Below are 24337 nucleotides of genomic sequence, written 5' to 3' on the forward strand. Positions count from 1 at the left end.
TTTTCAAAAAACCTGAATCCACCCGCTTCTGTCCTGCGTACAAGGAAGGCATTCGTGCCCAATCGTCAACCTTGACCAAGCAAAGAGGGGGAATCATGTTGCAACAGAACACATCCAACACCGCCGTCGGCGTCGCACTGCGCGCGCTGGTGGCGGCCCTGTGTGCCGCCGCCGCGGTCCAGGTGCCCGTGCAGGCGTCCAGCCACCGGGAGGCGCCGTTCATCACGAGGCAGCCGAAAGTCGACGCCACGGACTTCTACATGTTCCGCAGCTACGAGCCGGGCCGCGAGGGCTTCGTGACGCTGATCGCGGACTACGTGCCGCTGCAGGATGCGTATGGCGGCCCGAACTACTTCAGCATGGACCCGGACGCGCTGTACGAGATCCACGTCGACAATAACGGCGACGCGAAGGAAGACATCACCTTCCAGTTCCGGTTCCAGAACGCGAACAAGGACGCCCAGCTGAGCGTCGGCGGCAAGAAGGTATCGATCCCGCTCGTCATCAACGGCGGCGCCATCGACGGCCCGAACGCGGCCGGGGCCAACGTGCGCGAGACCTATACCGTCAACGTGGTCCGCGGCGACCGCCGCGGCGGCCAGCGCAGCGCCGTGACCAACGCGACCAGCGGCGGCACCACGTTCGACAAACCGCTGGACAACATCGGCAACAAATCGATCCCGAACTACGCGGCGTACGCGGCCAAGCACGTCTACTCGGTCAACATCCCCGGCTGTTCGACGCCCGCGCGCATGTTCGTCGGCCAGCGCAAGGATCCGTTCGTCGTGAACCTGGGCGAGACGTTCGACCTCATCAACATCAAGGCGCCGGCCACCGAGTTCGCGGCCAACGCCGAGAAGGCCGCGCGGGACGACCTCGCCGACAAGAACGTGACCAGCATCGAGCTCGAAGTGGCAGCCTCCTGCCTCATCGCCGGCGGCGATCCCGTGATCGGCGGCTGGACCACGGCCAGCATGCGCCAGGCGCGCCTGCTGAATCCTGTGCCGGCCAGCGGCGCCGGGACCGGCGCATCGAAACATGGCGGCGCGTGGACCCAGGTGTCGCGCCTGGGCATGCCGCTCGTGAACGAAGTCGTGATCGGCCTGAAGGACAAGGACCGCTTCAATGCCAGCAAGCCGATGAACGATGCCCAGTTCGCCGACTACGTGACGAATCCGACCTTGCCTGCGCTGATCGAAATCCTGTACGGGAACGCCGGTGCGAAGGCGCCGACCAACTTCCCGCGCAACGACCTCGTCACCGCCTTCCTCACCGGCGTGAAGGGCCTGAACCAGCCGGCCAAGGTGACGCCGTCCGAGATGCTGCGCCTGAACACGTCGATCGCCCCGGTGGCGATGGGTGCGCAGAAGCGCCTGGGCGTGATCGACGGCGACAACGCCGGCTTCCCGAACGGACGCCGTCCCGGCGACGACGTGGTCGACATCGCGCTGCGCGTCGTGATGGGCAAGCTGTGCACGCTGAACCTGGGTTGCGCGCCGTCCGACGCGCCGGCCGGCGGCCTGCACTTCACCGATGGCGCCTACCTCGACGACAGTTTCTTCACGAACGGCTTCCCGTACCTGAAGACCCCGATTCCGGGTTCGCCGCAACAATGAGCCCGCGAAGGAGACGATCATGAGGAAGCTCTTGCCATTTATGCTACTGCTCGGTGCGTTGCTGGCCGCGTGCGGCGGCGGCGATCGCCGCGCCGACGACGTCGCCATGACGCCGCCACCGCCCACGCCGGGCGGCGGCACGACGGCGGCGGACCCGTTCACGATCCAGGTCGCGGGCCTCGTCGCGAGCGCGCCGGACGATGCCGAACCGGCGGCCGTGGACGACACCGCGGCGACCATGCCGGAAAACGCCGAGCCGCGGGCGCTGCCATGAAGCCCGGCGTCGCCATCCTGGTGGCGGCGCTGCTGGCCGCCGCCGTCGGGGTCAGCGCCGCCCCGCGTCTGCCGGTTACCGGCGCCGAGGTGCTCGAGGAGCTGCCGTGGCGCGCCGATCCGCAGCAGCGCGAGCTGCGCGCGCTGCGGGCACGCCTGCAGGAAGCCCCGCGCGACTTGCCGCGCGCGGTGGAGGTCGCGCGGCGCTACATCGAAGCCGGTCGGCGCGAAGCCGACCCGCGTTACTACGGCTATGCGCAGGCGGCCCTGGGGCCGTGGTGGAGTCAAGCGGCACCGCCACCGCAAGTACGCCTGCTGCGTGCGACCTTGCTGCAGAGCGAACACCGCTTTCCCGAAGCACTGGCCGACCTCGCCGCGCTGACGGCGCAGCAGCCCGACGACGGACAAGCCTGGCTGACCCGCGCCACCGTCGAAACCGTGCGCGCCGACTACGCCGCGGCCACACGCAGTTGCGCGCGCCTGTCCAGCCTCGCCGACGAACTGGTCACGACGGCGTGCATCGCCAACGTGGGCGCGCTGAACGGCCGCCTGGCCGCGAGCGAACGCCTGCTCGCGGCCGTACACGCGCGCGCAGGCGGCGCGGACGACCCGGCCGTCGACACCTGGGTGCTGACGATGCTGGCCGAGATGGCGCAGCGGCGCGCCGCCGCGGCCATCGCCGACACGCGCTTCCGCGCCGCGCTGCGCCTCGCCCCGCGCGACACCTATCTGCTGGGTGCCTATGCCGACTTCCTGCTCGATCAGGGCCGCCACGACGAGGCGGCCGCGCTGCTGGCGCCGCATGCCCGCGTGGACGGCCTGCTGCTGCGCCACGCGCTCGCGCTGCGCGCGGGCGGCCGCGCGCGCGCCCTGGTGCCCGAACTGGCGGAGCTGGCGGCCCGCTTCGACGCGGGCGAGCGGCGCGGCGACGGCGTCCACCTGCGCGAGCAGGCCCGCTTCGAGCTCGCGCTGCGCGGCGACGCCCGCCGCGCGCTCGCGATCGCACGCCGCAATTGGGACGTGCAGAAGGAGACGCCCGATGCCCGCATCCTGCTGGAAGCGGCGCTTGCCGCGCATGACGCCGCAGCGGCGCGCCCCGTCCTCGACTGGATGCGCGGCGCGCGCGTGGAAGACGTCCGGCTCGCGCGACTCGCCGCGCAATTCAACCTCGATGGAGGCAAAGGATGAACCGCCTGTGGATCCTGATCGGCCTGTTCCTGGCCGGCGCGACGTGGTCGCTGCCCGCGTTGGCGCACAAGCCGAGCGATGCGTACCTGCGCCTGACGCTGGCGCAGGGCAGTGCCGACGTGCGCGGCGAGTGGGACATCGCGCTGCGCGACCTCGACTACGCCATCGGCCTCGATGCCGACAACGATGGCCGGTTGACGTGGGATGAAGTGCGCACCCGGCACGGCGCGATCGCCGCGTATGCGCTCGCGCGCCTGCATCTCGAGCGCGGCGGCGCCGCGTGCGCACTCGCGCCGGGCCGGCAGCTGGTCGACACGCACACGGACGGCACCTATACCGTGCTGGCGTTCGTCGCGCACTGTCCGCGCGCGGGACCGCTCGCCGTCGAGTACCGCCTGTTCGCCGACGTCGACCCGCAGCACAAGGGTCTCGCCAGCGTGCGCGACGGGGACAGCGTGCGCACGCTGGTGCTCGGCAGCGACCATCCGCGCGCCACGGTCGACGAGGGGGCGAGCGGCGCTGCCAGCGGTTTCCTGGCCTATGTCCGCCACGGCATCCTGCACATCTGGATCGGCTACGACCACATCCTGTTCCTCGTGTCGCTGCTGCTGCCGGCCGTGCTGGTACGCGACGGGCGCGGCTGGCGCGCCGTGGCCGGTCTGCGCGCGGCGCTGGCCGACGTATTGAAAATCGTGACGGCGTTCACCGTCGCGCACTCGATCACGCTGAGCCTGGCGGCGCTGGGCGTCGTCGCGCCGCCGTCGCGCTGGGTCGAGTCGGCGATCGCGCTGTCGGTGCTGCTGGCGGCACTGAACAACGTGCTGCCCGTCGCGCGCGGGCGGCGCTGGGCCGCCGCGTTCCTGTTCGGCCTCGTGCACGGCTTCGGCTTCGCCAGCGTGCTGGCCGACCTCGGCCTGCAGCCGGGGGCACTGGCGGCGTCGCTGGTGGGCTTCAACCTCGGCGTCGAGATCGGCCAGCTGGCGATCGTCGCCGCGTTCCTGCCGCTGGCCTACCTGCTGCGCAGCACGTGGTTCTACCGGCGCGTCGTGCTGGTGGGCGGGTCGGGCGCGATCATGCTGGTGGCCGCGCTGTGGCTGGGGGAGCGCCTGTTCGACTTGAAGCTGCTCCCCGTGTAGGCCACCTCACAGCTTCACCCAAGCGCCCTTGTACAGCACCGGTCCCGTCGGTGCGTTCGGATCGGGCGAGCCGCCTTTCGGTTCCAGGCTGATCGCCAGCAGCACCACGTCCGGCCCGACGGCGCGCTGGTCCAGGCGCAGGCTGGCGTGGCGGTTGTCGGGGAGGATGCCCAGCGAGCGCGTCTTGCCGGCCGCCGTGATGGCCCACAGTTGCAGCGTGCGGTCGTCCGGCACCTTCACGGTGTCGGCCACGCGCACGTCGATGCGCGCGCGGCGCGCGTCGGCCGCGACCACCAGCGCGGTCTGCGCCTTGTCGTCGACCAGCGTGGCCACTTGCTGCAGCTGCGGCTCCTGCACGCGGCCGGCCAGCACGACGGCAAGGACCACCGCGGCCACGCCCCCGCCCACCGCGAGGCTGCCCCAGAGCCGGGCGCCGTCGATCCGCCAGAACTGCCACGCCGGCACCGCGCGGGCGAACCCGAGCCGGCGCTCGATGCCGTCCCACGCGCGCGCTGGCGGCGTCACCGGGCTCCACTCGGCCATCGGCACGATGCGCGCCTGCCAGCCTGCGACGGCGTTGCGCAGCGCGGCGTCGGTGGCGAGCCGGCGTTCGAAGCGGCGCCGCGCGCCACCGCGCAACGTGCCGAGCACGTATTCGGCTGCCAGCTTCTCGCGCAACGCCGGGTTGTCTTGGATGTTCATGCTGCTTCCCGTTTCGACAGGCAGGTTTTCAATTTGTCCAGGCCACGGCGGATCCACGTCTTGACGGTGCCGATCGGCAGGCTGAGCTGGGTCGCCACCTCGCTGTGCGACAGGTCGTGGAAATAGGCCATGCCGATCGCCTGGCGCTGCCTGCGTTCCAGCGCCTCCATGCAATGCGCCAGCGCGCGCGCCTCGTCCGTCATCTGCACGCGGTCCGAAGGCCCTGCGGCCGGGTCCTGCATGGCCAGCAGCATGTCCGCATCGAACTGCTGCGCATCGAGTTCGACCGCATCATCCTGGCGCCGCAGGATGTCCAGCGCCTTGTTGCGCACGATGGTCGTCATCCACGTCAGCGGCGCCGCGAGATGGGGCTGATAGCCGGCGGCCGCGTGCCAGATCGACACGAAAGCGTCCTGCAGCGCATCCTCTGCGAGCTCGTCCTTCCTTAATATACGCAGCGCGAAGCCAAACAGTTTCGCCGACGTCGCATCGTACAGGCGGCGGAACGCCGCGCGGTCGCCGAGGGCCACGGCGGCGACGAGGCGACGCAGCGTATCGGTATTGTCGAGGTCCTTGGTCACGGCGGTCCTGGCAGGTTGTCCGGCGGTTAAAATTGCTGAAATTGATTGTAACCGGCTCCTGCCCGCGGCGGGGCCGTGAGTTTTCGATAGCCTGTCGCGTGCCCGTTCGTGGGATGATCGCGGATTCGTTCGCTTCGAGGGCCCCGCATGATCCGACGCACCCGTTTCGCCGCATTCGTTTGCGGTTTGATCCTCGCCACCGGCGCCATGGCCGCGCCCACCGTGCGGGAAGAACCGATGGACTTCGGGAAGGCGGGCGGCGCCCGCTACACGCTGCAGCGCGCCGGCGCGCCGGACGTCCGCTACGTCGTCTCGCGGCCCGCGCACAAGGCGCCGCTCGTGCTGTTCGTGCAGGGCTCGGGCTGCATCCCGCCATTCGTCGGTCTGGGCACGCCGAATCGGTATTCGACCGTCTTCAACCTCATCCCGTTGGCGCAGCAGGGCGACTATGCCGTGATGGTCGTCGACAAGCCCGGCCAGCCGGACGCGCCGCCGCAGGCGCCGCCCGGCGTGGCGACCGGATGTCCGGCCGCGTTCAACACCGCGTTTTCCTACGACAGCTGGCTGGACACGCTGCGCGCCGCGCTGCGCCATGCGCTCGCGTTGCCCTGGGTCGACGGCAGCCGCGTGCTGGTGTTCGGCGTGTCGGAAGGCGCCGTGATGGCGGCCGGCCTGGCCCGCGCGGAACCCGCGGTGACGCATGTCGCCATGATCGGCGGCACCGGCACGAGCCAGCTGTTCGACTTCGCCGCCAATGCGTACCATGCCGGCGGCAGCGATGAAGAGATCCAGGCGCGCCTCGCCGACATCGACGCGACCGTGGACGCCATCAACGCCGATCCGCGCAGCACGGACAAGTTCGCGTGGGGCCATACGTACCTGCGCTGGAGCACGTTCTTCGCGCATGCGCCGGGCGAAGACCTCGTGCAGTCGAAAGCGCGGGTGTGGCTCGCAAGCGGCATGCGCGACACCAGCGTGCCGATCGTGTCGACCGAGGTCGCGTACGCGCGCCTGCGCGCGCTCGGGCGCGACGTGACGTTCCGGCGCGTGGCGCGCGCAAACCATGGGCTGGTGGCGGAAGGCGGTTCGTTCGCCGACGTGCAGAAGGACTACGACGCCATCATGGCTTGGTTCGCGCGGCGCTGACGCGTCGCGCGGGCGCTTACTGCTGCAGCGCTTTTTCGATGTCGTTCGCGATGTCCTGGGGCTTGGTCTGCGGCGCGTAGCGGTGCAGCACGGTGCCGTCGCGGCCGACGAGGAATTTGGTGAAGTTCCACTTGATGCCCTCGGTGCCCAGCACGCCCGGCGCTTCGCCCTTCAGGTGCTGCCACAACGGATGCGCGGCGTCGCCGTTGACGTCGACCTTGGCGAACATCGGGAACGAGACGCCGTAGTTCTTTTCGCAGAACGCGCCGATCTCCGTTTCGCTGCCCGGTTCCTGGCTGCCGAACTGGTTGCAGGGGAAGCCCAGCACTTCGAGGCCGCGACCGTGCAGCTCGCGGTACAACGTCTCGAGGCCCTCGTATTGCGGCGTGAAGCCGCATTTGCTGGCGGTGTTGACGACGAGGAGGACCTTGCCCCGGTACTGGGCCAGGTCGACCGGCTTGCCGTCGAGCGAAGTGGCCTGGAAGTCGAACACGTTCATCGTGGGCTCCTGTATGCTTGGGTGAATTCGAAGGCACCAGTGTAAGGCAAAGGAGGACCGGATGCAGACTGTCGTGAACATGCCGCTCGCCGCGGGCGCGCTGCTCAGCGCCAGCGCGGCGCTGCTTCACCTGGGCATCATCGCGGGCGGCCCCGCGTGGTATCGCTTCTTCGGCGCCGGTGAGCGCCTCGCGCGGGCGGCGGAGCAGGGACGGCGCTACCCGGACGTCATCACGCTGGGGATCGCGGCAGTGCTGTTCACGTGGTCGGCGTATGCGCTGGCGGGGGCTGGCGTCATCGGCCCGCTGCCGCTGTCGAAGGCCGCGCTCGTCGCGATCACGGCCGTCTACCTCGTGCGCGGGGTGGCGTTCGCGCCGCTCGTTCTTGCGAAGGGCGGCAGGGTCACGCCGTTCGTCGTGTGGAGTTCGCTGATCTGTTTCGGGTACGGGCTCGTGCACTTGCTGGGGCTCGTGCAGCGGTGGGACGTGCTTTGATGTTATGGCTTACATGGACACTCATGTGGATGTTCATGCGGTACTGAACGCGTGGACGGGGCACCCGTCCACCCTACGCGGCACTTAGACGAGACCGAGCGCTTCCGTCCCCGCCGAGAAATCGCGGTTCTTTGCGTGCTTGCTGTGCAGCTTGATGTTCAGGCGCAGGTCGTTCACGGAGTCGGCGTTGCGCAGCGCGTCCTCGTAGGTGATCTTGTCGGCTTCGTACAGGTCGAACAGCGCCTGGTCGAACGTCTGCATGCCCAGTTCGCGCGACTTCTTCATGATCTCCTTGATCTCGTGGACTTCGCCCTTGAAGATCAAGTCCGAGATCAGCGGGGAGTTCAGCAGGATCTCCATCGCGACGACGCGGCCCTTCGCTTCCTTCTTCGGAATCAGGCGCTGCGAGATCAGGCCTTTCAGGTTCAGCGACAAGTCCATCAGCAGCTGCTGGCGGCGCTCTTCCGGGAAGAAGTTGATGATGCGGTCAAGCGCCTGGTTCGAGCTGTTCGCGTGCAGGGTGGCCAGGCACAGGTGGCCCGTCTCGGCGAACGCGATCGCGTGTTCCATTGTCTCCCGGTCGCGAATTTCTCCGATCTGGATCACGTCCGGCGCCTGGCGCAGTGAGTTCTTCAGCGCGGCCTCGAAGCTGTCCGTGTCGACGCCGACTTCGCGCTGCGTGATCACGCAGTTCTTGTGCGGGTGGACGAATTCGACGGGGTCCTCGATCGTGATGATGTGGCCGTGGCTGTTCTCGTTGCGGTAGCCGACCATCGTCGCGAGCGTCGTCGACTTGCCGGAGCCCGTGGCGCCGACCATGATCACGAGACCGCGCTTGGTCATGATCACGTCCTTCAGCACGCCCGGCAGGTCGAGGTCCTCGAACTTCGGGATCGTCGTCGTGATCACGCGCAGCACCATGCCCACGGCGCCCATCTGCATGAACGCGGAGACGCGGAAGCGACCCAGGTCGCCCGGGCTGATGGCGAAGTTGGCCTCCTTCGTCAGCTCGAAGCCGGCGGCCTGCTTGTCGTTCATGATGGCGCGCGCCAGGTCGGCCGTGTGCGACGCCGACAGCGCCTGGTTCGATACGGGCGTCATGCGGCCGTCGATCTTCATCGCGGGCGGGAAGCCGGTGGTGATGAACAGGTCGGAGCCGCCCTTGCTGACCATCAGGCGCAGCAGGTCGAACATGAATTTGGAGGCCTGGTCGCGTTCCATCGTCGTCGTCTTTCAGGTTAGCCGGGGAAGTTCTCGGGGATCTTGGCGGCGAAGCGCGCGGCCGAGGACGAGATCACGTTGCGGCGCACGAGGTCCGTCAGGTTCTGGTCCAAGGTCTGCATGCCGACGTTGGAGCCCGTCTGGATCGCGGAATACATCTGCGCGATCTTCGCTTCGCGGATCAGGTTGCGGATCGCGGGCGTGCCGATCATGATTTCGTGCGCGGCCACGCGGCCGCCGCCGTCCTTCGTCTTCAACAGGGTCTGCGAGATCACGGCCTGCAGCGATTCCGACAGCATCGCGCGCACCATCTCTTTTTCCTCGGCCGGGAACACGTCGACGATACGGTCGATGGTCTTCGCGGCCGACGACGTATGCAAGGTGCCGAACACCAGGTGGCCCGTCTCGGCGGCGGACAGCGCGAGGCGGATCGTCTCCAGGTCGCGCAGCTCGCCGACGAGGATCGCGTCCGGGTCTTCACGCAGCGCCGAGCGCAACGCGTTGTTGAACGACAGCGTGTGCGGGCCCACTTCGCGCTGGTTGATCAGGCACTTCTTCGATTCATGCACGAACTCGATCGGGTCTTCGATCGTGAGGATGTGGCCGTACTCGTTTTCGTTCAGGTGGTTGATCATCGCGGCCAGGGTGGTCGACTTGCCGGAGCCGGTCGGCCCCGTCACGAGCACGAGACCGCGCGGCTTCATCGCCAGGTCGGCGAAGATCTTCGGCGCGTTCAGCTCTTCCAGCGACAGGATCTTCGACGGGATCGTCCGCATCACGGCGGCGGCGCCCCGTTCCTGGTTGTACGCGTTGACGCGGAAGCGCGCGAGGCCGGGGATCGCGAACGAGAAGTCGCACTCCAGCATCTCTTCGTACTGCTTGCGCTGGCCGTCGTTCATGATGTCATAGATCATGCCGTGCACGTCCTTGTGCTCCAGCGGCGGCAGGTTGATGCGACGTACGTCGCCATGCACGCGGATCATCGGCGGCAGGCCGGACGACAGGTGCAAGTCCGATGCTTTGTTCTTAACGGAGAACGCCAGGAGTTCCGAGATGTCCATTTATAATCCTTGGGCTTTTGCAGCACCGTGTAACCGAAAAATATTTCCTGTAGAAAACCATTATGTCCACAATCGCCGCCAACTTGCAAGCTGTCGAAGCGACAATCGAGGCCGCTTGCGAGGCCGCGAAACGGCCTCGTTCCACGGTCCGGTTGCTGGCCGTTTCGAAGACGTTTCCTGCGGAAGCCGTACTGGAAGCGATCGATGCGGGCCAGCGCGCGTTCGGCGAAAACTATGTGCAGGAAGGCGTCGACAAGATCGCCGCTGTGGCAAAAGCGCGACCGGACCTGATGCTCGAATGGCATTTCATCGGTCCGATCCAGAGCAACAAGACAAGGCCCATCGCGGCGAGCTTCCAATGGGTGCACACGGTCGAGCGCTTGAAGATCGCGCAGCGCCTGTCCGAACAGCGGCCGCCGGAACTGGGCCCGCTCGACATCTGTTTGCAAGTGAACATCAGCGGCGAGGCCACCAAAAGTGGCGCGAAGCCGGAGGAGTTGGAGGGCCTGGCGAAGGCCGTCGTCCAGCTGCCGAACCTGCGCCTGCGCGGGCTGATGGCGATCCCGGAACCGCAGGCCGACCTCGCGCTGCAGCGCGCCCCGTTCGCCCGCCTGCGCGCGCTCGCGCAGGACCTCGCCAAAGCCGGCATCCACCTCGACACGCTGTCGATGGGCATGTCCGGCGACCTGCAAGCGGCCGTGCTGGAAGGCGCCACGATCGTGCGCGTCGGCAGTGCCATCTTCGGCGCGCGCCACTATGAATGACAAGCGTGCGCAGCGCGCAAAATGACAAGCGTGCGCAGCACGCATAAATAAGGATACGCATGAAGATCAGTTTCATCGGCGGCGGCAACATGGCCACCGCCCTCATCGCCGGCTTGGCCGGCAAGGTCGCGCAGGCGGCGGACATCCACGTCGTCGACCCCAACACCGACGCGCTGGCGCGCCTGCGTGCAACGTATGGCGTGACGACGTCGCCCGACATCGGCGCGGCCGTCGCCGCCAGCGACGTCATCGTCCTCGCCGTGAAGCCGCAGCAGATGCGCGACGTGACGGTGCATTTGCAATCGCAGCTGGCGAACATGCCGCTGCTGCTGTCGATCGCGGCGGGCATCCGCGGCGCCGACCTGTCGCGCTGGCTGGGCGGCTACGGCGCCATCGTGCGCACGATGCCGAATACGCCGGCGCTGATCGGGCAGGGCATCACGGGCATGGTGGCGATGGCCGGCGTCAGCGCGGCGCAGAAGGATGCTGCCGACAGCATCATGCGCGCCGTCGGCCAGACCGTGTGGCTCGATGAAGAAAGCCTGATCGATCCGGTGACGGCGGTGTCGGGCAGCGGTCCCGCGTACGTGTTCTACTTCCTCGAAGCGATGCAGCAGGCGGCCGCGGAGATGGGCCTGTCGGCGGAGCAGGGCAAGGCGCTCGCGCTGGCCACGTTCACGGGCGCGGCCCAGCTGGCGGCGGCGTCAAGCGAACCCGTCGACGTGCTGCGCCAGCGCGTCACGTCGAAAGGCGGCACCACGTACGCGGCCATCACGAGCATGGAAGCGGCCGGCGTCAAGGAGGCGATCGTCGCCGCGATGAAGGCCGCTGCCGCGCGCGGGCGCGAGCTGGGCGAGGAGATGGGCAAGGACGCCTGAGCGTCAGGGAGTCGGCGCCGTCAGCCGGAACGCGACGTCCCTGTCGCGATCGACGCCGAGCCAGCCGTCCTTGAACACCAGCTCCGCCACCTGGATGACCGTGCGCTGGTTCCAGCGCGGGTCCGTGGCGGCTTCCGCCTCGTTCACCTGGTGGACGAAATAGTAGATGAATGCGCGGTCGCCATCGACGACGACGTCCGCGTGCTGTCCCTTCGCCCGGTCGGTGGCATGGTGGCCCGGCTCGCCCAGGATGTAGCCCGGCTGCTCCGTCCAGTGGGTCGCATCGTCGGAGCGCAGCACCATCAGGCCCTTCCACACGTCGACGACCATCCAGTAATAGCCCTTGAAGCGGAATACCTTCGGTCCCTCGCCCATGGTGGGATTGACCGGTTCGTCGCCGTGCTTCTTCCACGTGCGCAGGTCCTGGCTGTCGGCCGCGAGGATCCGGCTGCCGGCGCGCTCGTCCTTGTACCACATGCGGTAGCCCGACCCGAGCTTGACGACGGTCGGGTCGATCATGCGGCCGGTGTCCAGCTTCACGGTGCCTTCGCACTTCCATGTGGACAGGTCGGTGCTGGTCAGGTGCTCGATGCGGCCATCCGCCCCCGGGCCGCCCCATCGGTGGAAGATACCCGGCACGATCGTAAGCCACATGTGATACGTGCCGTCCTCATAGTAGATCTCGGGCGCCCAGAGCGTCACGTCCGTGCACGCCTTGGGAAAGTCGGCCGTGCCTTGATAGCGCCAGTGCGCGCCGTCCGGGGACGTGGCAATGCCGATGGCCGTGCCGTGCACCCACTCGACGTCCTTCGGGTCGGGCAGCTTCATCGTCGCCCGGCGATTCGTATAAAACATCTTCCACAGCTTGGCGGCGCGGTCGTACACGATGGATACGTCCGCCGCGCCGTCGAACACGGGGTCGCGGAACACGGGCTTGGGCGCGACGTCGGCGGCGCTGGCTGCCAGCGGTAGCGCGAGGGCCAGGGCGGCGAGAAAAGAATTCATGCGATCTCCAGTGGGACTCAGAACTTGATCGATACCGGCTCGCCCGAATACGTGACCGACTTCGTCGCGCCGGCCGGTTCGATGGCGGTCGCATTCGCCTGGCCGACGATGACGACGTTCAGCTTGCGTGCCTTGACCAGGCCCTTGAACGTGCCTTTGCGGGCGCCGATCGACAGCGTCCTGGCGGCGTCGTTCCAGGCCAGGTCGTAGGTGGCGTACCGTCCTTTTTCGTAGTCGTAGGTTTCGTTGTCGTCTTCGTAGACCGTGAACTTGCCGTCGGCGCCCGGATAGATGCGGATCTCGTAGGGTGCATCCGGCCGCTCGGTCGCGTATTGGACGACTGGCCCCATCGGGACGATGGCACCGGCGCGCACGTACAGCGGGAAGACGTCGAGCGGCACGTCCCGGGCGACCGTCGTGCCGCCCTGGAAGCGCTCGTGCGTCCAGAAGTCGTACCAGTCGGAGCCGGTGGGCAGATAGGTTTGCATCGTCGTGTCCGGCGTGGTCGAAGACTGCGCCTGGGCGGCCAGTTGCGACGGGGTGCGCCATGCCAGGCGCAGGTTGCGCTCCGACGTGGCGTTGTAATACTCGAGGGTGATGGGCAGGCTCTGGCCCTTTTTCAGGACGACCTTGGTGCCGGCATAGCGCCTGCCTCCGTTTTTCCAGTCCTCGACGGCGAGCTTGCCGTCGACGTACAGGCGGTAACCGTCGTCTCCTTCCGCGCCCAGCTCGTATTCGCCGTCTTCCGGCGCCACGACGGCGCCCGTCCACCGCGCGGAGAAATTATCGAGGCTCTTGAGGCCGGCCGGCATGTCGGCCAGCGGCGGCGCGGGCCACACGAAGTCGATGATGGGGTCGACGGTCTTGCCCTGCGGCGTCTCGAAGTTGCGGCCCTCGAAGTATTGTCCGGCCAGGCCGGGCTTGCCGTCGGGCGTGCGCAGGGCGGTGGCGGGAATGGTGGCGGGCGGCGGCGGCTGGAAGCGGTACATCTGGCGCGTGACCGGATGGACGAGGAAGGACGGGCCGAACTGGAAGGCGTCGTTGACGTCGCGCACGCGCGGATCGTCCGGGAAATCCATCGGCAGGGCGCGCATCAGCGTGTAGCCGTCATGGGTGACTTTCCAGCTCAGGCTATAGGTATAGGGCAGCAGCCGGTAACGCAGGTAGACGGCATCCCGCAGTGCCTTGTACATCTCGGGATCGGACTGCTTGAACAGGTAAGGCTCGCGCTCGATGTCGGTGCCGTGGATGCGCATTAGCGGATTGAAGGCGGCGTATTGCAGCCAGCGGGCGTACAGTTCGCGATACGAGGCATTCTTGTCGCCGCCGGGGAATCCACCCCCGATGAAGAAGCCGGCGGTATCCTGCGTCCAGTACGGGTTGCCGGTGATGGTGACGTTGACGCCGCCGTTGATCTGCTCGAGCAGCGTTTGCCAGCTGGCCCGGGTGTCGCCCGACCAGGACGCGGCCGCCGTCCTTTGTGCGCCGGCCCAGGCGGAGCGCGTCAGCGTGAACACGCGCTTGTTGCTGGTCGCCCGTTGGCCCTCGTACGTGCCGAGCGTCGTCATCAGCGAATACGGGTTGAGGTAGCGGGCGAAGTCGCCCATGGCGTTCGTGCCGAGTCCCTTGATGTCGCGCTCGTTGTCGCCGGCGTTGTGCGCGGCCGTGCCGACTTCGACTTCGGTGCCGTCCATCCACAGCGCGTCCACACCGGCGTCGAGCAGGCCCTGCTTGACGTGCTTGAAGTAGATCTTCCGTCCCTCGGGGCTGTAGGCATCGTAGATGCGTGCCTTCTTGGAAATCCAGTGCAGGGGCGCGAAGCGCAAGTTGTGCTGGTCGAGTTCGTGCGCCAGCGCGGTGTCGTTGCCGATCGACGGCCAGATCGACACCATGAGCTTGAGGTGCTGGTCATGGATGGCCTTCGTCATGCCCTTCGGATCGGGGAAGCGCTCTTTGTCCCACGTCATGCCGCTCCAGCTGCCGTCCTGGCTGCCGCCCCAGTACTGCCAGTCCTGCACGATGTAGTCGAGCGGGAACTGCTCCTTGCGGAACGTGCGCGCCACCTCGACCAGGCGGTCCTGCGTCGGGTAGCGTTCCTTGCTCATGAACAGGCCGAACGCCTGCTTCGGATACATCGGCGCCGCGCCGGTGAGGTCGCGGTAGCCGGCCACGACGTCGTCCAGCGTGGCGCCGGCCATGAAGTAGTAATCGACGCCGCCCGGCGCGCTTTCCGCCCACAGTGAGGCGCCCTCGGCGTTGTCCGTGAAGCGCATCTTCGAATACGTGTCCCACAGGATGCCGTAGCGCTCCGTCGACACCATGACGGGAATGATGATGCCGATGTTCGTTTGCACCAGCAGCAGATCCTTGTTGCGGCGGTTGACGTCGCCTTCGCCCACGAAGCCGAATCCGTAGATGCCTTCGCCCGGCTTCAGGGTGAACGTGTTGGTGGCTTCATAGGTCGGCGCGCCGGCCAGCTCGATTTTTTTCAGGGACTGCGGCGCGCTGCGCTTCTCCTGCGTATAGACCTTGCCCTGCGCATCCTGAAACGTGATGGCGCCCGTCGACTTGTCGATGGCGATGCGCAGCAGCTTGCTCTCGAGCGTGAGGGTGTCGGCGCCGTCGCGCGTCGTGAAGGCGACGGCCGCCGGCGCATGCGTCACGACGACGCTCGGATGGCGCCAGAAGTTGTCGCCGAGCGTCGTGTTGACGCGCACCGTCGTCGGGCCGTAGAAGATCACGTTCTTCGTCACGCCGCCGACGCGGACCTGCACGCCGTGGGCGATCGGTGCATACGAGAAGGACGCCGTCGCGGCGGCGACCGGCAGCAGGTGGCCGTTGGCGTCGAGGCCCGACAAGGGCGCCGCATGTGCGCCCGCGGCGAGGAGGGCGAGCAGCGCGATGTGTTTTTTCATGGGATTCTTGATCTGTGGATAGCTGGATGCAGGCCGGACGTTAGCAGAATAATTTGTTCGACGATAATACAAATTTTTGCGATATCGATAACGAAAACAGTATCGCAGACGCCCGTGTACGTACCCCGGCACATCGAGATAGCGCTATCATCATCCCCTGATCCCGATAACGACAAAGGAGACATCGATGAAAACGCTGTTGGCAGCATGCGCCGTCGCGCTGAGCGTTGGCATCCCGGCCTGGGCACAGCAGTCCGCCGTCCCGCCGGGCGAACGCCACTTCGTGCTGGAGAACACGCGGATCATCCCCGTGCAATCGCAGTCGACGGGCAGGGCGCACGAACTGGTGGTCGTGCTGCCGTCGAGCTACGCCGCGCATCCGGAAAAGCGCTACCCCGTGCTGTATTTCCTCGATGCGTACTGGGACACGCCGCTGCTCACCGCCACCTACGGCAACCTGGTCTATGACAACCAGGTGCCCGAGTTCATCATGGTGGGCCTGTCATACCCGGCCGGCGCCGACTACGACGTGGAGCGCCGCCGCGACTACACGATCACGGCGACGGACGCCGATTCCGGCAAGGCCGACGCGTTCCTCGGCTTCATCACGAAGGAGGTCGCGCCGCTGATCGAGAGCCGCTTCCGCGCCGAGAAGACGGACCGCGTGATCTCCGGAAGTTCGCTGGGCGGCCTGTTCGCCATCGCGGCCGCGTACAAGGCACCGGGCTTCTTCGCCGGCCACATCGCCATCAGCCCCGCGGCCGGCTGGGACCACGGCGCGCTCGGCAAGGTCGATGCCGCTTATGCCCGCGACCATCAGACGCTTCCGGCGCGCGTGTTCATCTCGCACGGCGGCATCGAATATCCCGCGTTCCGCGAACCCATCGTCGCATTCCAGAAGCAGCTGGCCGACCGGCATTACCAGGGCCTCGCGCTGCAGACGTGGACGATGGAAGGGCTCGACCACACGTCCGTGAAGGGCGACGGCTATGTGCGCGGGCTGATGTGGGTGTGGAAGCCGAAGAAGCCGTCCGGGCCGAGCGGGCTGACCAAGGCGATGCAGCAGCAGGGGGAGTAAGCGCGCGCGTGCAATCCTTTTGTCATCGGGCCGTGCTAGATTCTGACTCATCGAACACGCATGGCGAAAGGATGCACGATGCCGTCTCCGTCACGCCGCCGCTTCCTCGGCAACGTCACCGCCGCGACGGTGCTCGGCGCGCTGCCCCCGCTGCTGCGGGCCGCGCTGGCCGTGCCGCCGCGGCGCGGCACGGGCACCATCGCCGACGTGCGCCACGTCGTCATCCTCATGCAGGAAAACCGCTCGCTCGACCATTACTTCGGCACGCTGGCCGGCGTGCGCGGCTTCGGCGACCGGATGACGATTCCCGTGCACGGCGGCCGCACGGTCTGGCAGCAGCACAACGGCCGCCGCATCGTCATGCCGTACCGCCTGGATGGCAGCGCCGGCAACGCCCAGCCCGCGCTCGACCTGCCGCACACATGGCCCGACGCGCAAGCCGCGTGGGACGATGGCCGCATGGGCAACTGGCCACGCGCGAAGACCGATGCGTCGATGGCCTATTACACGCGCGCCGAGCTGCCGATCCAGTTCGCGCTGGCCGACGCATTCACCCTGTGCGATGGCTATCACTGCTCGCTGCAAGGCGGCACGAATCCGAACCGCCTGTTCATGATGACGGGGACGAACGATCCGTCCGGCCGCCACGGCGGCCCCGCCATCGACAATCGCATGGAAGGCTTCGGCCCCGTCGAACGGGGCTTCACGTGGACCACGTATCCGGAACGGCTCGACGCGGCGGGCGTCAGCTGGAAGGTCTACAACGACATGGCCGATAACTACGGCTGCAACCTGCTGCAGACGTTCAAAAGTTTTCGCGCGGCGCACGCGGCGCGTCCGCATCCGCTGGCGGACAAGGGCTTGTCGACCACCTTGCGCGACGCCACGCTGGACGGCCTGCGCGACGACGTCCTTCATGGCCGCCTGCCGCAGGTCAGCTGGGTCATCCCGCCGCGCCTGTACAGCGAGCATCCGAATCCGTCCACGCCCGTACAGGGCGGCGCGTACACGTTGCAAGTGCTGGAAGCGCTGCTCGCCGACCCGGACGTCTGGAGCGGCACGGTGTTCCTGCTGACGTACGACGAGAACGACGCGTTCTTCGACCACATGCCGCCGCCCGCCGCGCCCGCGCTGTTGCCCGACGGATCGCGCGCCGGCAAGTCCACCGTCGGCTTCGCGGACGAGTGCCACCGCGACGGCTGCCTGTACGGCCTCGGGCCGCGCGTGCCGATGCTCGTGATGTCCCCGTGGAGCAAGGGCGGCTGGGTGAATTCGCAGGTGTTCGATCACACGTCGATCGTGCGCTTCCTCGAGCGCCGCTTCGGCGTGATGGAGCCGAACATCGGTGCGTGGCGCCGCGCCGTCTGCGGCGACCTGACGAGCTGCTTCGACTTCGCTTCGCCCGATGCGGCGGTCCCGCGCCTGCCCGGGTTCGGCACGGCGCAAGCCGACGCGGAACGCGACCGCCAGCGCGCCACGTCCGCCATCGAGGTGCCGCCGGAATCCGCGCAGGCAGCGCCGCGCCAGGAGGAGGGTACGCGGCCGTCGCGCGCGCTGCCCTATCTGCTCGAAGTGCTGGCCGACCCGGGCCCGGACCGCGTCGTGCTGGCGTTCGCGAACGGCGGCACGGCCGGCGCCGTGTTCCACGTCTACGACCGCCTGCGCCTGGAAGCCGTCCCGCGCCGCTACACGGTGGAAGCGGGCAAGCAGCTGGCCGACACCTGGCCGGTATCCGGCGCCTACGATTTATGGATCCTCGGCCCGAACGGCTTTCACCGCGGCCTGCGCGGCACCGGGGTGCCGGGCATCGCCGTGCGCGCCGCGCGCGCGGGCGAGCGCATCGTGCTCGAGCTGCGCAACGGTACGGATGCGCCACGCGACGCGACGGTGACGATGCTGGCGTATGCCGATCCGGCGCCGCGTACGGTCAGTCTCGCCGCGGGCGCCGTCGAGCTCATCGCGCTGCCCGGCCCGTGGTACGACGCGGCCGTGCGCTGCGGCGACGCGGCGTGGCGGTTCGCCGGCCGGGTCGAGACGGGGTTCGACGCGACGTCCGATCCCGCGCTGGGGCTCGCGTCCGCCCTGGCCTGGTAAGTTGCGACTATTTTTCGCGGCCGTGTCGATTCCGTGTGCCGCCGTTCGTCGTCAACATGCAGGACCCGTCATCCACCCACTTCACACGAGGACGTCATGAACAAAGAGATCATCTTCAACCTGCCCGTCAAGGACCTGGAACGCTCCAAGGCCTTTTTTGCCGCGCTGGGCTTCAGTGTCGATCCGGCATACAGCAACGAGAACGCGGCGTTCATGAACGTCGTGGACGGCACGCTCCGCGTCATGCTGATGACCGAAACCTTCTTCAGCTCCTTCACGAAGCGGCCCGTCGTGCAAGCGAAGGAGGCCAACGAAGTCATCATCTGCCTGAGCTGCGAGAGCCGTGCGGAGGTCGACAGCCTGATCGCGAAGGCGACCGCCGCCGGTGCCCGCATCCCGCATCCGCCCGAGGACAACGGCTTCATGTACGACCAGGGTTTCGAAGACCTCGACGGCCATTTGTGGAACCTCGTCTGGATGGCGCCGAAGGACTGACGGAGACGCCGGTGGTACGATAACGGTTCATGTACCCATGCAGAGGAAGCAATGACCGTATTCGCCATGCCCGTCTTCGACGCCACCGTCATCTACGAAGGCAATGAGCTCTTCAAGGGCCAGGGCGCCGCGCGCGGCTGGGCCGAGAAGCTGGCCAAGGAAATCGAGACCGACGTCACCGTCGAGAAGATCGGCACCGGCTGGGCGCTGTGCGCCCGGCTGGACGGCGTCGATTGCCGCTGGGGCATCCTGGGCCAGCGCCTGAAGCGTCTCGACTGAATGGCCGCGCTGACGGTCTCGCGCATCCTGCACGCGGGCTATGTGTTCGAGTGCGACGGCACGCGCATCGCCTTCGACACGATCTTCGAAAACCCGTTCAGCCACAACTGCCACGCGTTTCCCGACGTGCGGTTCGACCTAGCGCTGATCCGGCAGCAGCGCTTCGACGCCGTGTTCATCTCGCACTTCCACGACGACCACTGCTCGCTCGAGAGTCTCGACCTGCTCGACCGCGCGACCCCGCTGTACCTGTACTGCCTGTTCGACGAGTTGTTCGACATGGTGCGCGAACTGGGTTTCACGCACGTGCACGCGCTGCGCCTGGACGAGCCGGTGGACGTGGGGTCGTTCCAGGTCGTGCCGCGCGAAGCGATGGATGCCGAGGTGGACTCGATGTTCCAGATCCGCGCCGCCGGGCTGAACGTGCTGAACGTCGTCGATTCCTGGATCGACGACGCGGCACTCGCGCGCCTCGTCGCGGAAAAGCCGTGGGACCTCGTGCTGTGGCCATTCCAGACGATGCGCGAGATCGAGGTACTGGCGCCGACACGCGCCGCGCCCGCGCCGCCCGCGCTGCCGGACGAGTGGCTCGCGCAGCTGCGCGCGCTGGACCCGCGCCACGTCGTGCCGAGTTCCTGCCAGTTCGTCCTCGAGCCGTGGTCGTGGTACAACCGCGCGTTCTTCCCGATCTCGTATGCCAGGTTCGCGCAGGAAGTCGGGGCGGCGCTGCCGCGGGCGCGCGTCGTGCGCATGAACCCATCGGTCTCGCTGCGGCTCGATGCGGATGGGCTGCACCCGGCGCCGCCGCTGGACTGGGTGATTCCGGTCGGCGACCAGGACGTCGACTACGTCTACGAAGGCAATGCCGATGCGCCGCCGACGGGCGGGATCGCCCGCCATGTCCCCGCGCTGACGCACGACCAGTGGACGCGCGTGCTGGACTACTGCCGTGTGACGCTGCTCGACAAATACGCGGACACGGAAGCCGGCTGCGAATACTTCGACCAGCCCCGCGTCTGGCAATTGGCGATCTACGATCATGAAGGCGCCGTCACGCGCTTCCGCTACCACCTGGAGCCGGGCAGCGCGACGCATGCCGGCGTCGACGACGGCCCGCTGGGCTGGACGACCGACGTCCCCGCCGCGAAGTTGTACGCGGCGTTGGCACTGGGCGAATCGCTGACGTCGATGTACGTCCGGATCAACGATGCCCAGTTCGATGCCGATACGGAACGCGACCTCGCCGACGCGGACGTCGTCGACGATCCGCTGATCCGCTGCCTGTTCAGCGAGGGCTTCGGCGCCTACCAGCGGGCACAGTTGCGGCGGCTGCTGGGCCGTTGACACTTCCCGGCCTGAACCGACAAGTGTGACCGGCCGTACAGAACGTGGCTGAGCTGTACGGTAGCATCGATCATCAACTTGATCAGGAGAAGACAATGGCTATCCACCACCTGCCTGTCATGCGTGTCGCCGCCATCCTCGCATTGACCGCCGCGTCGGCGTCCGTATTCGCCCAGAGTACCGAATATCGGCGGGGTTACGCGGACGGCTTCGTTGCCGGCAAGAACGCCGCCCTCGAGGAGCAAGGCCGGCACTGGCCCCGTGTGCACGTCGAGGAAGCGGAATACGGTGCGCGCGGCATGACCTGCGACGCGCTCAGGGCCGTGCGCAACGAGGTCGAACGGAACGACGGCAACACCCGCGCCGGCAACCATTTGTGCGGCGACCCGGCTCGTGGCCAGCCGAAACATTTGCGGATCGTGTATCGCTGCGGCGACAGCGAGGCGATGCGGGTCGTCGTGCGTGAAAACGAGGTCGTGCGCCTGACCTGCCGTCAGTGACCGGTCAGCGGCGCAGCTGCGCGAGGATGCCCAGCGCGCCGCGCGCCGTCTTCCACACGGACAGCGCCGACGTGGCGAGGCCCGCGAGGCGTTTGCGGCGCATGAAGGCGAGCCCCAGCACAGTGCCGGCCGCGCCCAGCACGAGCTTGCGGTTGGCGGTGACATAGCCCGCCAGCGGAAAACCGGCCAGCGCGGTCGACGGCCGCAGCGCCTTCAGTTCGTAGGCGAGGCCCACGCGCTGTTCCGCGCATCGTTCGATCAATGCCGCGCGGCGGGCGGCGAGGGCGGCCTTATTCATCGGCGCCTCCCGCATGCGCGTTGGCCGTGTGATGCGCCGCCGCGTGGCGCAAGTAGTCGATGTCGTTGCGCAGCTCGGCCAAGGTGGCGGACAGCAGCGGCGCCTCCGCGTTCATGCCGGCGCGCACCTTCATGAGGATGATACCGGCCAGCGCGCCGAACAGGACGGCCATGCCGCCGACGGCCTGCAGGCGGTACGTGTCCCAGAACAGGGCGATGACGAACAGCGCGGCGAGCAGCAGCGCGCCGGCCGCGAGGAACACGGCGAGTAACGTCCACGCGACGTGGCCCAGCAGGCGGCGCGCGTCTTCCTGGAACTCGACCGCGGCCAGTTCCAGGCGCGTGCCGACCATCGCGGCGAGCGTCGCCGCGATGCGCCCTCCGGCCGCCAGGAAACCCATTATTTACGGGCGATCAGCATGCCGATCACGACACCGACTGCGGTGCCGAGGCCGACTGCCTTCCACGGATTTTCCTTCACGTACTCGTCGGTGGCCTTGGCGGCGACCTTGGCTTTTTCGACCGCAGCTTCTTCCAGGCGGATGATGTCTTCCTTGGCCTTCACGAGCGTGCGCTCGAACTTGACCTTGGCGGCCTTGAACTCTTCGCCGGTCAGGTGGCCGCTGTGGCGCAGCCACGCCTCGGCGTCCTGGATGACGGTCTTCAGGTCGGACAGCAACTGGTCGCGGGCGCCGGACTGGGTCGGGATTTTTTCCATCATGGGTGAACCTTTTCGTTATCGATTATGTTACGGACAATATTATCCTAATGCATAGTCTAGCGCGACGCCAGCGAACACGGCCGCACCCAACCAGTTGTTGTGGTTGAACGCGGCGAAGCAGCGCATGCGGTCGCGCCCGCGGATCAGCGTGTAGTGGTAGACGGCCATCCCGGCCGCAACAAGAATGCCCGCCACGAACCACCAGCGCAGCCCCAGCGACCAGCCGCACGCGAGGTCGATGCCCAAGGTCGCCGCGTAGCACACCATGATCGCCGCCACGTCGTAGCGGCCGAACGTGATGGCGGACGTGCGGATGCCGATCTTGAGGTCGTCGTCGCGATCGACCATCGCATATTCCGTATCGTACGCGAGCGACCAGAACACGTTGGCGACGAGCAGCCACCACGCGACGGCCGGCACATGGCCCTGCACGGCGGCGAACGCCATCGGGATACCGAAGCCGAACGCGATGCCGAGGTAGGCCTGGGGCAGCGCGAAGAAGCGCTTGAAATACGGATAGCTGCCCGCGATGATCACCGCGACGACGGACAGCTCCTTCGTCAGCGCGTTCAGCGGCAGGATCAGCAGGAACGACACGATCGCGAGCACGGCCGCCACCATCAGCGCTTCCCAGCCCTTGATGCGGCCGCTGGTCAGCGGGCGGTCCACCGTGCGCTTGACGTGGCGGTCGAAGTCGCGGTCGGCGTAATCGTTGATCGCGCAGCCGGCGGAGCGCATCAATGCCGTGCCGACGACGAAGATGGCGAGGATCAGCGGATCGGGATGGCCGTTCGACGCCATCCACAATGCCCACAGCGTGGGCCACAGCAGCAGCAGGATGCCGATCGGCTTGTGGGCCCGGACCAGGCGGAAATAGAGCGCCAGCTTGTTCATGTTCTGGAGTGATTGAATATCAGCAAGGTCAGGATTGTAGCCTGTCGGGCCGCGGCCGACAGTTGGCGACCCGGAGCGCGGGCATGCGGGCGGCGGCGCGCAACGCGGTGTTGCAGGGCGATGCCTTGTGCGGGATGGCGGCGGCGAGCGCGCCGCCGTCCGTCAGGCCGCGGCTTCGAGCGTGACCATCTCGACGCCGGGCAGTCCGCAATCCGCGACGGCCTTCACGACGGCGTCGATGGCGGCGCGGCGGGTAAAACTCTTGCGCCACACGATGACGACGCGGCGCGACGGCGCCGGGTCGTTGAACGGGACGAACGTCAGCATGCCGTGCGGGTCCTTCATGTCCGGCACCGAGGCACGCGGCAGCACCGTCAGGCCGATGCCGCTCGCGACCATGTGGCGGATCGTCTCCAGCGACGAGCCCTCGAACGTGCGCTGCATGCCGTTGCCCGGCGACGAAGAGAAGCGCGCCATCTCCGGGCACACTTCGAGCACCTGGTCGCGGAAGCAGTGGCCCGTGCCCAGCAGCAGCATCGTCTCGCTCTTGAGGTCCTCGGCGGCGATCTCCGTGCGGCTGGCCCACGGATGATGTTTCGGCATCGCGACGACGAACGGTTCGTCGTACAGCGGCTGCACGGCCATGCCGTGTTCGGGCAGCGGCAAGGCCATGATGGCGGCGTCCAGCTCGCCCTGGCGTAGCAGGTCGAGCAATTTCACCGTGAAATTTTCCTGCAACACGAGCGGCATCTGCGGCACGTGCTCGATCAGGTTCTTCACGAGCGGGGGCAGCAGGTACGGGCCCACCGTGTAGATGACGCCCAGGCGCAGCGGCCCGGACAGCGGATCCTTGTTCTGCTTCGCGAGTTCCTTGATGGCGGCCGTCTGCTCGAGCACACGCTCGGCCTGCGCGACGATCTGCGCACCGAGCGGCGTGACGGACACTTCCGACCCGCCCCGTTCGAACAGGGTCACGCCCAGCTCGTCCTCGAGTTTCTTGATGGCGACGGACAGCGTGGGCTGGGCCACGAAACACGCTTCGGCCGCATGCCCGAAGTGGCGGGCGCGCGCAACGGCGACGATGTATTTCAGTTCGGTCAGTGTCATGGTTTTTGATTATGTTCTTACCGGCCGTGTTCTGGAAGACACGTTTGCCT

Annotated in this window: 26 protein-coding genes; 14 read left to right on the forward strand and 12 right to left on the reverse strand. The window is 67.4% G+C overall.

Translation table 11 applies throughout. The features are described from left to right. Positions 1 to 95: 95 nt before the first annotated feature. From NX784_RS13250 to NX784_RS13265, 4 genes are read left to right on the forward strand one after another with little or no spacing between them, the layout of a single operon-like run. A complete protein-coding gene (locus NX784_RS13250) occupies positions 96 to 1616 on the forward strand; it encodes a DUF4331 domain-containing protein (RefSeq protein ID WP_258817136.1) in 1521 nt (506 codons plus the stop codon). A 19-nt stretch (positions 1617 to 1635) separates the two neighbouring features. Further along, entirely contained in the window at positions 1636 to 1890 is a 255-nt protein-coding gene (locus NX784_RS13255) for a hypothetical protein (protein WP_258817137.1), read from the forward strand. Then, positions 1887 to 3077: a tetratricopeptide repeat protein gene (locus NX784_RS13260; RefSeq protein ID WP_258817138.1), complete on the forward strand. Its 1191-nt coding sequence runs from the start codon at positions 1887 to 1889 to the stop codon at positions 3075 to 3077. The genes NX784_RS13255 and NX784_RS13260 overlap by 4 nt, the downstream gene beginning before the upstream one ends. After that, on the forward strand, positions 3074 to 4213 hold the full coding sequence (locus NX784_RS13265) for a HupE/UreJ family protein (RefSeq protein WP_258817139.1): 1140 nt from the start codon (positions 3074 to 3076) through the stop codon (positions 4211 to 4213). Before NX784_RS13260 ends, NX784_RS13265 begins: the two co-directional genes overlap by 4 nt. Positions 4214 to 4219: 6 nt before the next feature. Here the strand turns inward: NX784_RS13265 and NX784_RS13270 are convergent, their stop codons facing one another. After that, a complete protein-coding gene (locus tag NX784_RS13270; RefSeq protein WP_258817140.1) occupies positions 4220 to 4915 on the reverse strand; it encodes an anti-sigma factor in 696 nt (231 codons plus the stop codon). Continuing rightward, entirely contained in the window at positions 4912 to 5496 is a 585-nt protein-coding gene (locus NX784_RS13275; protein ID WP_370662934.1) for a sigma-70 family RNA polymerase sigma factor, read from the reverse strand. Before NX784_RS13275 ends, NX784_RS13270 begins: the two co-directional genes overlap by 4 nt. Before the next feature lie 147 nt (positions 5497 to 5643). Between NX784_RS13275 and NX784_RS13280 the strand changes: the two genes are divergently transcribed. Next, entirely contained in the window at positions 5644 to 6642 is a 999-nt protein-coding gene (locus NX784_RS13280) for an alpha/beta hydrolase family protein (protein ID WP_258817141.1), read from the forward strand. A 16-nt stretch (positions 6643 to 6658) separates the two neighbouring features. Here the strand turns inward: NX784_RS13280 and NX784_RS13285 are convergent, their stop codons facing one another. Further along, entirely contained in the window at positions 6659 to 7141 is a 483-nt protein-coding gene (locus tag NX784_RS13285; RefSeq protein WP_258817142.1) for a glutathione peroxidase, read from the reverse strand. Positions 7142 to 7202: 61 nt separating this feature from the next. Between NX784_RS13285 and NX784_RS13290 the strand changes: the two genes are divergently transcribed. Further along, positions 7203 to 7634, forward strand: coding sequence for a hypothetical protein (locus NX784_RS13290; protein WP_258817143.1), 432 nt, complete (start codon positions 7203 to 7205; stop codon positions 7632 to 7634). An 84-nt stretch (positions 7635 to 7718) separates the two neighbouring features. Here NX784_RS13290 and NX784_RS13295 read toward each other — a convergent pair whose 3' ends face one another. Further along, entirely contained in the window at positions 7719 to 8855 is a 1137-nt protein-coding gene (locus NX784_RS13295; protein ID WP_258817144.1) for a PilT/PilU family type 4a pilus ATPase, read from the reverse strand. A 17-nt stretch (positions 8856 to 8872) separates the two neighbouring features. Continuing rightward, the gene (locus NX784_RS13300) at positions 8873 to 9916 is read right to left on the reverse strand and encodes a type IV pilus twitching motility protein PilT (protein ID WP_258817145.1); all 1044 of its coding nucleotides are present in this window, start codon (positions 9914 to 9916) and stop codon (positions 8873 to 8875) included. A gap of 62 nt (positions 9917 to 9978) precedes the next feature. Between NX784_RS13300 and NX784_RS13305 the strand changes: the two genes are divergently transcribed. Both NX784_RS13305 and proC read left to right on the forward strand, forming a co-directional pair. Next, positions 9979 to 10680: a YggS family pyridoxal phosphate-dependent enzyme gene (locus NX784_RS13305; RefSeq protein WP_258817146.1), complete on the forward strand. Its 702-nt coding sequence runs from the start codon at positions 9979 to 9981 to the stop codon at positions 10678 to 10680. 59 nt (positions 10681 to 10739) lie between these two features. Beyond that, a complete protein-coding gene (proC, locus tag NX784_RS13310) occupies positions 10740 to 11558 on the forward strand; it encodes a pyrroline-5-carboxylate reductase (protein ID WP_258817148.1) in 819 nt (272 codons plus the stop codon). A gap of 3 nt (positions 11559 to 11561) precedes the next feature. Here the strand turns inward: proC and NX784_RS13315 are convergent, their stop codons facing one another. Beyond that, a complete protein-coding gene (locus NX784_RS13315; RefSeq protein WP_258817149.1) occupies positions 11562 to 12563 on the reverse strand; it encodes a family 43 glycosylhydrolase in 1002 nt (333 codons plus the stop codon). Positions 12564 to 12580: 17 nt separating this feature from the next. Continuing rightward, positions 12581 to 15478, reverse strand: a complete 2898-nt coding sequence (locus tag NX784_RS13320; protein WP_258817150.1) for a glycoside hydrolase family 31 protein — start codon at positions 15476 to 15478, stop codon at positions 12581 to 12583. Positions 15479 to 15665: 187 nt separating this feature from the next. On the opposite strand from NX784_RS13320, the gene NX784_RS13325 reads away from it, so the two are divergent. The 6 genes from NX784_RS13325 to NX784_RS13350 all read left to right on the forward strand — a co-directional run bounded on the left by NX784_RS13325 (position 15666) and on the right by NX784_RS13350 (position 21268). Beyond that, positions 15666 to 16556 carry an alpha/beta hydrolase gene (locus tag NX784_RS13325; protein WP_258817151.1) on the forward strand — a complete coding sequence of 297 codons (891 nt, stop codon included), beginning with the start codon at positions 15666 to 15668 and terminating at the stop codon, positions 16554 to 16556. Positions 16557 to 16634: 78 nt separating this feature from the next. Further along, on the forward strand, positions 16635 to 18650 hold the full coding sequence (locus tag NX784_RS13330) for a phosphocholine-specific phospholipase C (RefSeq protein ID WP_258817152.1): 2016 nt from the start codon (positions 16635 to 16637) through the stop codon (positions 18648 to 18650). A 96-nt stretch (positions 18651 to 18746) separates the two neighbouring features. Continuing rightward, complete coding sequence (locus tag NX784_RS13335) at positions 18747 to 19145, forward strand: VOC family protein (protein ID WP_258817153.1); 399 nt, start codon at positions 18747 to 18749, stop codon at positions 19143 to 19145. Between the two features lie 51 nt (positions 19146 to 19196). Beyond that, positions 19197 to 19424, forward strand: coding sequence for a hypothetical protein (locus tag NX784_RS13340; protein WP_258817154.1), 228 nt, complete (start codon positions 19197 to 19199; stop codon positions 19422 to 19424). Then, entirely contained in the window at positions 19425 to 20768 is a 1344-nt protein-coding gene (locus NX784_RS13345) for an MBL fold metallo-hydrolase (protein WP_258817155.1), read from the forward strand. It abuts the gene before it with no gap. A gap of 95 nt (positions 20769 to 20863) precedes the next feature. Further along, complete coding sequence (locus NX784_RS13350) at positions 20864 to 21268, forward strand: hypothetical protein (RefSeq protein ID WP_258817156.1); 405 nt, start codon at positions 20864 to 20866, stop codon at positions 21266 to 21268. Positions 21269 to 21272: 4 nt separating this feature from the next. Here NX784_RS13350 and NX784_RS13355 read toward each other — a convergent pair whose 3' ends face one another. The 5 genes from NX784_RS13355 to NX784_RS13375 all read right to left on the reverse strand — a co-directional run bounded on the left by NX784_RS13355 (position 21273) and on the right by NX784_RS13375 (position 24287). After that, entirely contained in the window at positions 21273 to 21566 is a 294-nt protein-coding gene (locus tag NX784_RS13355) for a hypothetical protein (protein ID WP_258817157.1), read from the reverse strand. Then, positions 21559 to 21966, reverse strand: a complete 408-nt coding sequence (locus tag NX784_RS13360; RefSeq protein WP_258817158.1) for a phage holin family protein — start codon at positions 21964 to 21966, stop codon at positions 21559 to 21561. The genes NX784_RS13355 and NX784_RS13360 overlap by 8 nt, the downstream gene beginning before the upstream one ends. Further along, positions 21966 to 22286, reverse strand: a complete 321-nt coding sequence (locus NX784_RS13365) for an ElaB/YgaM/YqjD family protein (protein ID WP_258817159.1) — start codon at positions 22284 to 22286, stop codon at positions 21966 to 21968. Before NX784_RS13365 ends, NX784_RS13360 begins: the two co-directional genes overlap by 1 nt. Before the next feature lie 39 nt (positions 22287 to 22325). After that, positions 22326 to 23180: a 4-hydroxybenzoate octaprenyltransferase gene (gene ubiA / locus NX784_RS13370; RefSeq protein WP_258817160.1), complete on the reverse strand. Its 855-nt coding sequence runs from the start codon at positions 23178 to 23180 to the stop codon at positions 22326 to 22328. Positions 23181 to 23342: 162 nt separating this feature from the next. Further along, complete coding sequence (locus NX784_RS13375; protein WP_258817161.1) at positions 23343 to 24287, reverse strand: LysR substrate-binding domain-containing protein; 945 nt, start codon at positions 24285 to 24287, stop codon at positions 23343 to 23345. Between the last annotated feature and the right edge of the window lie 50 nt (positions 24288 to 24337).

It is taken from the genome of Massilia pinisoli, from assembly GCF_024753285.1.
Lineage (GTDB): Bacteria > Pseudomonadota > Gammaproteobacteria > Burkholderiales > Burkholderiaceae_D > Telluria > Telluria pinisoli.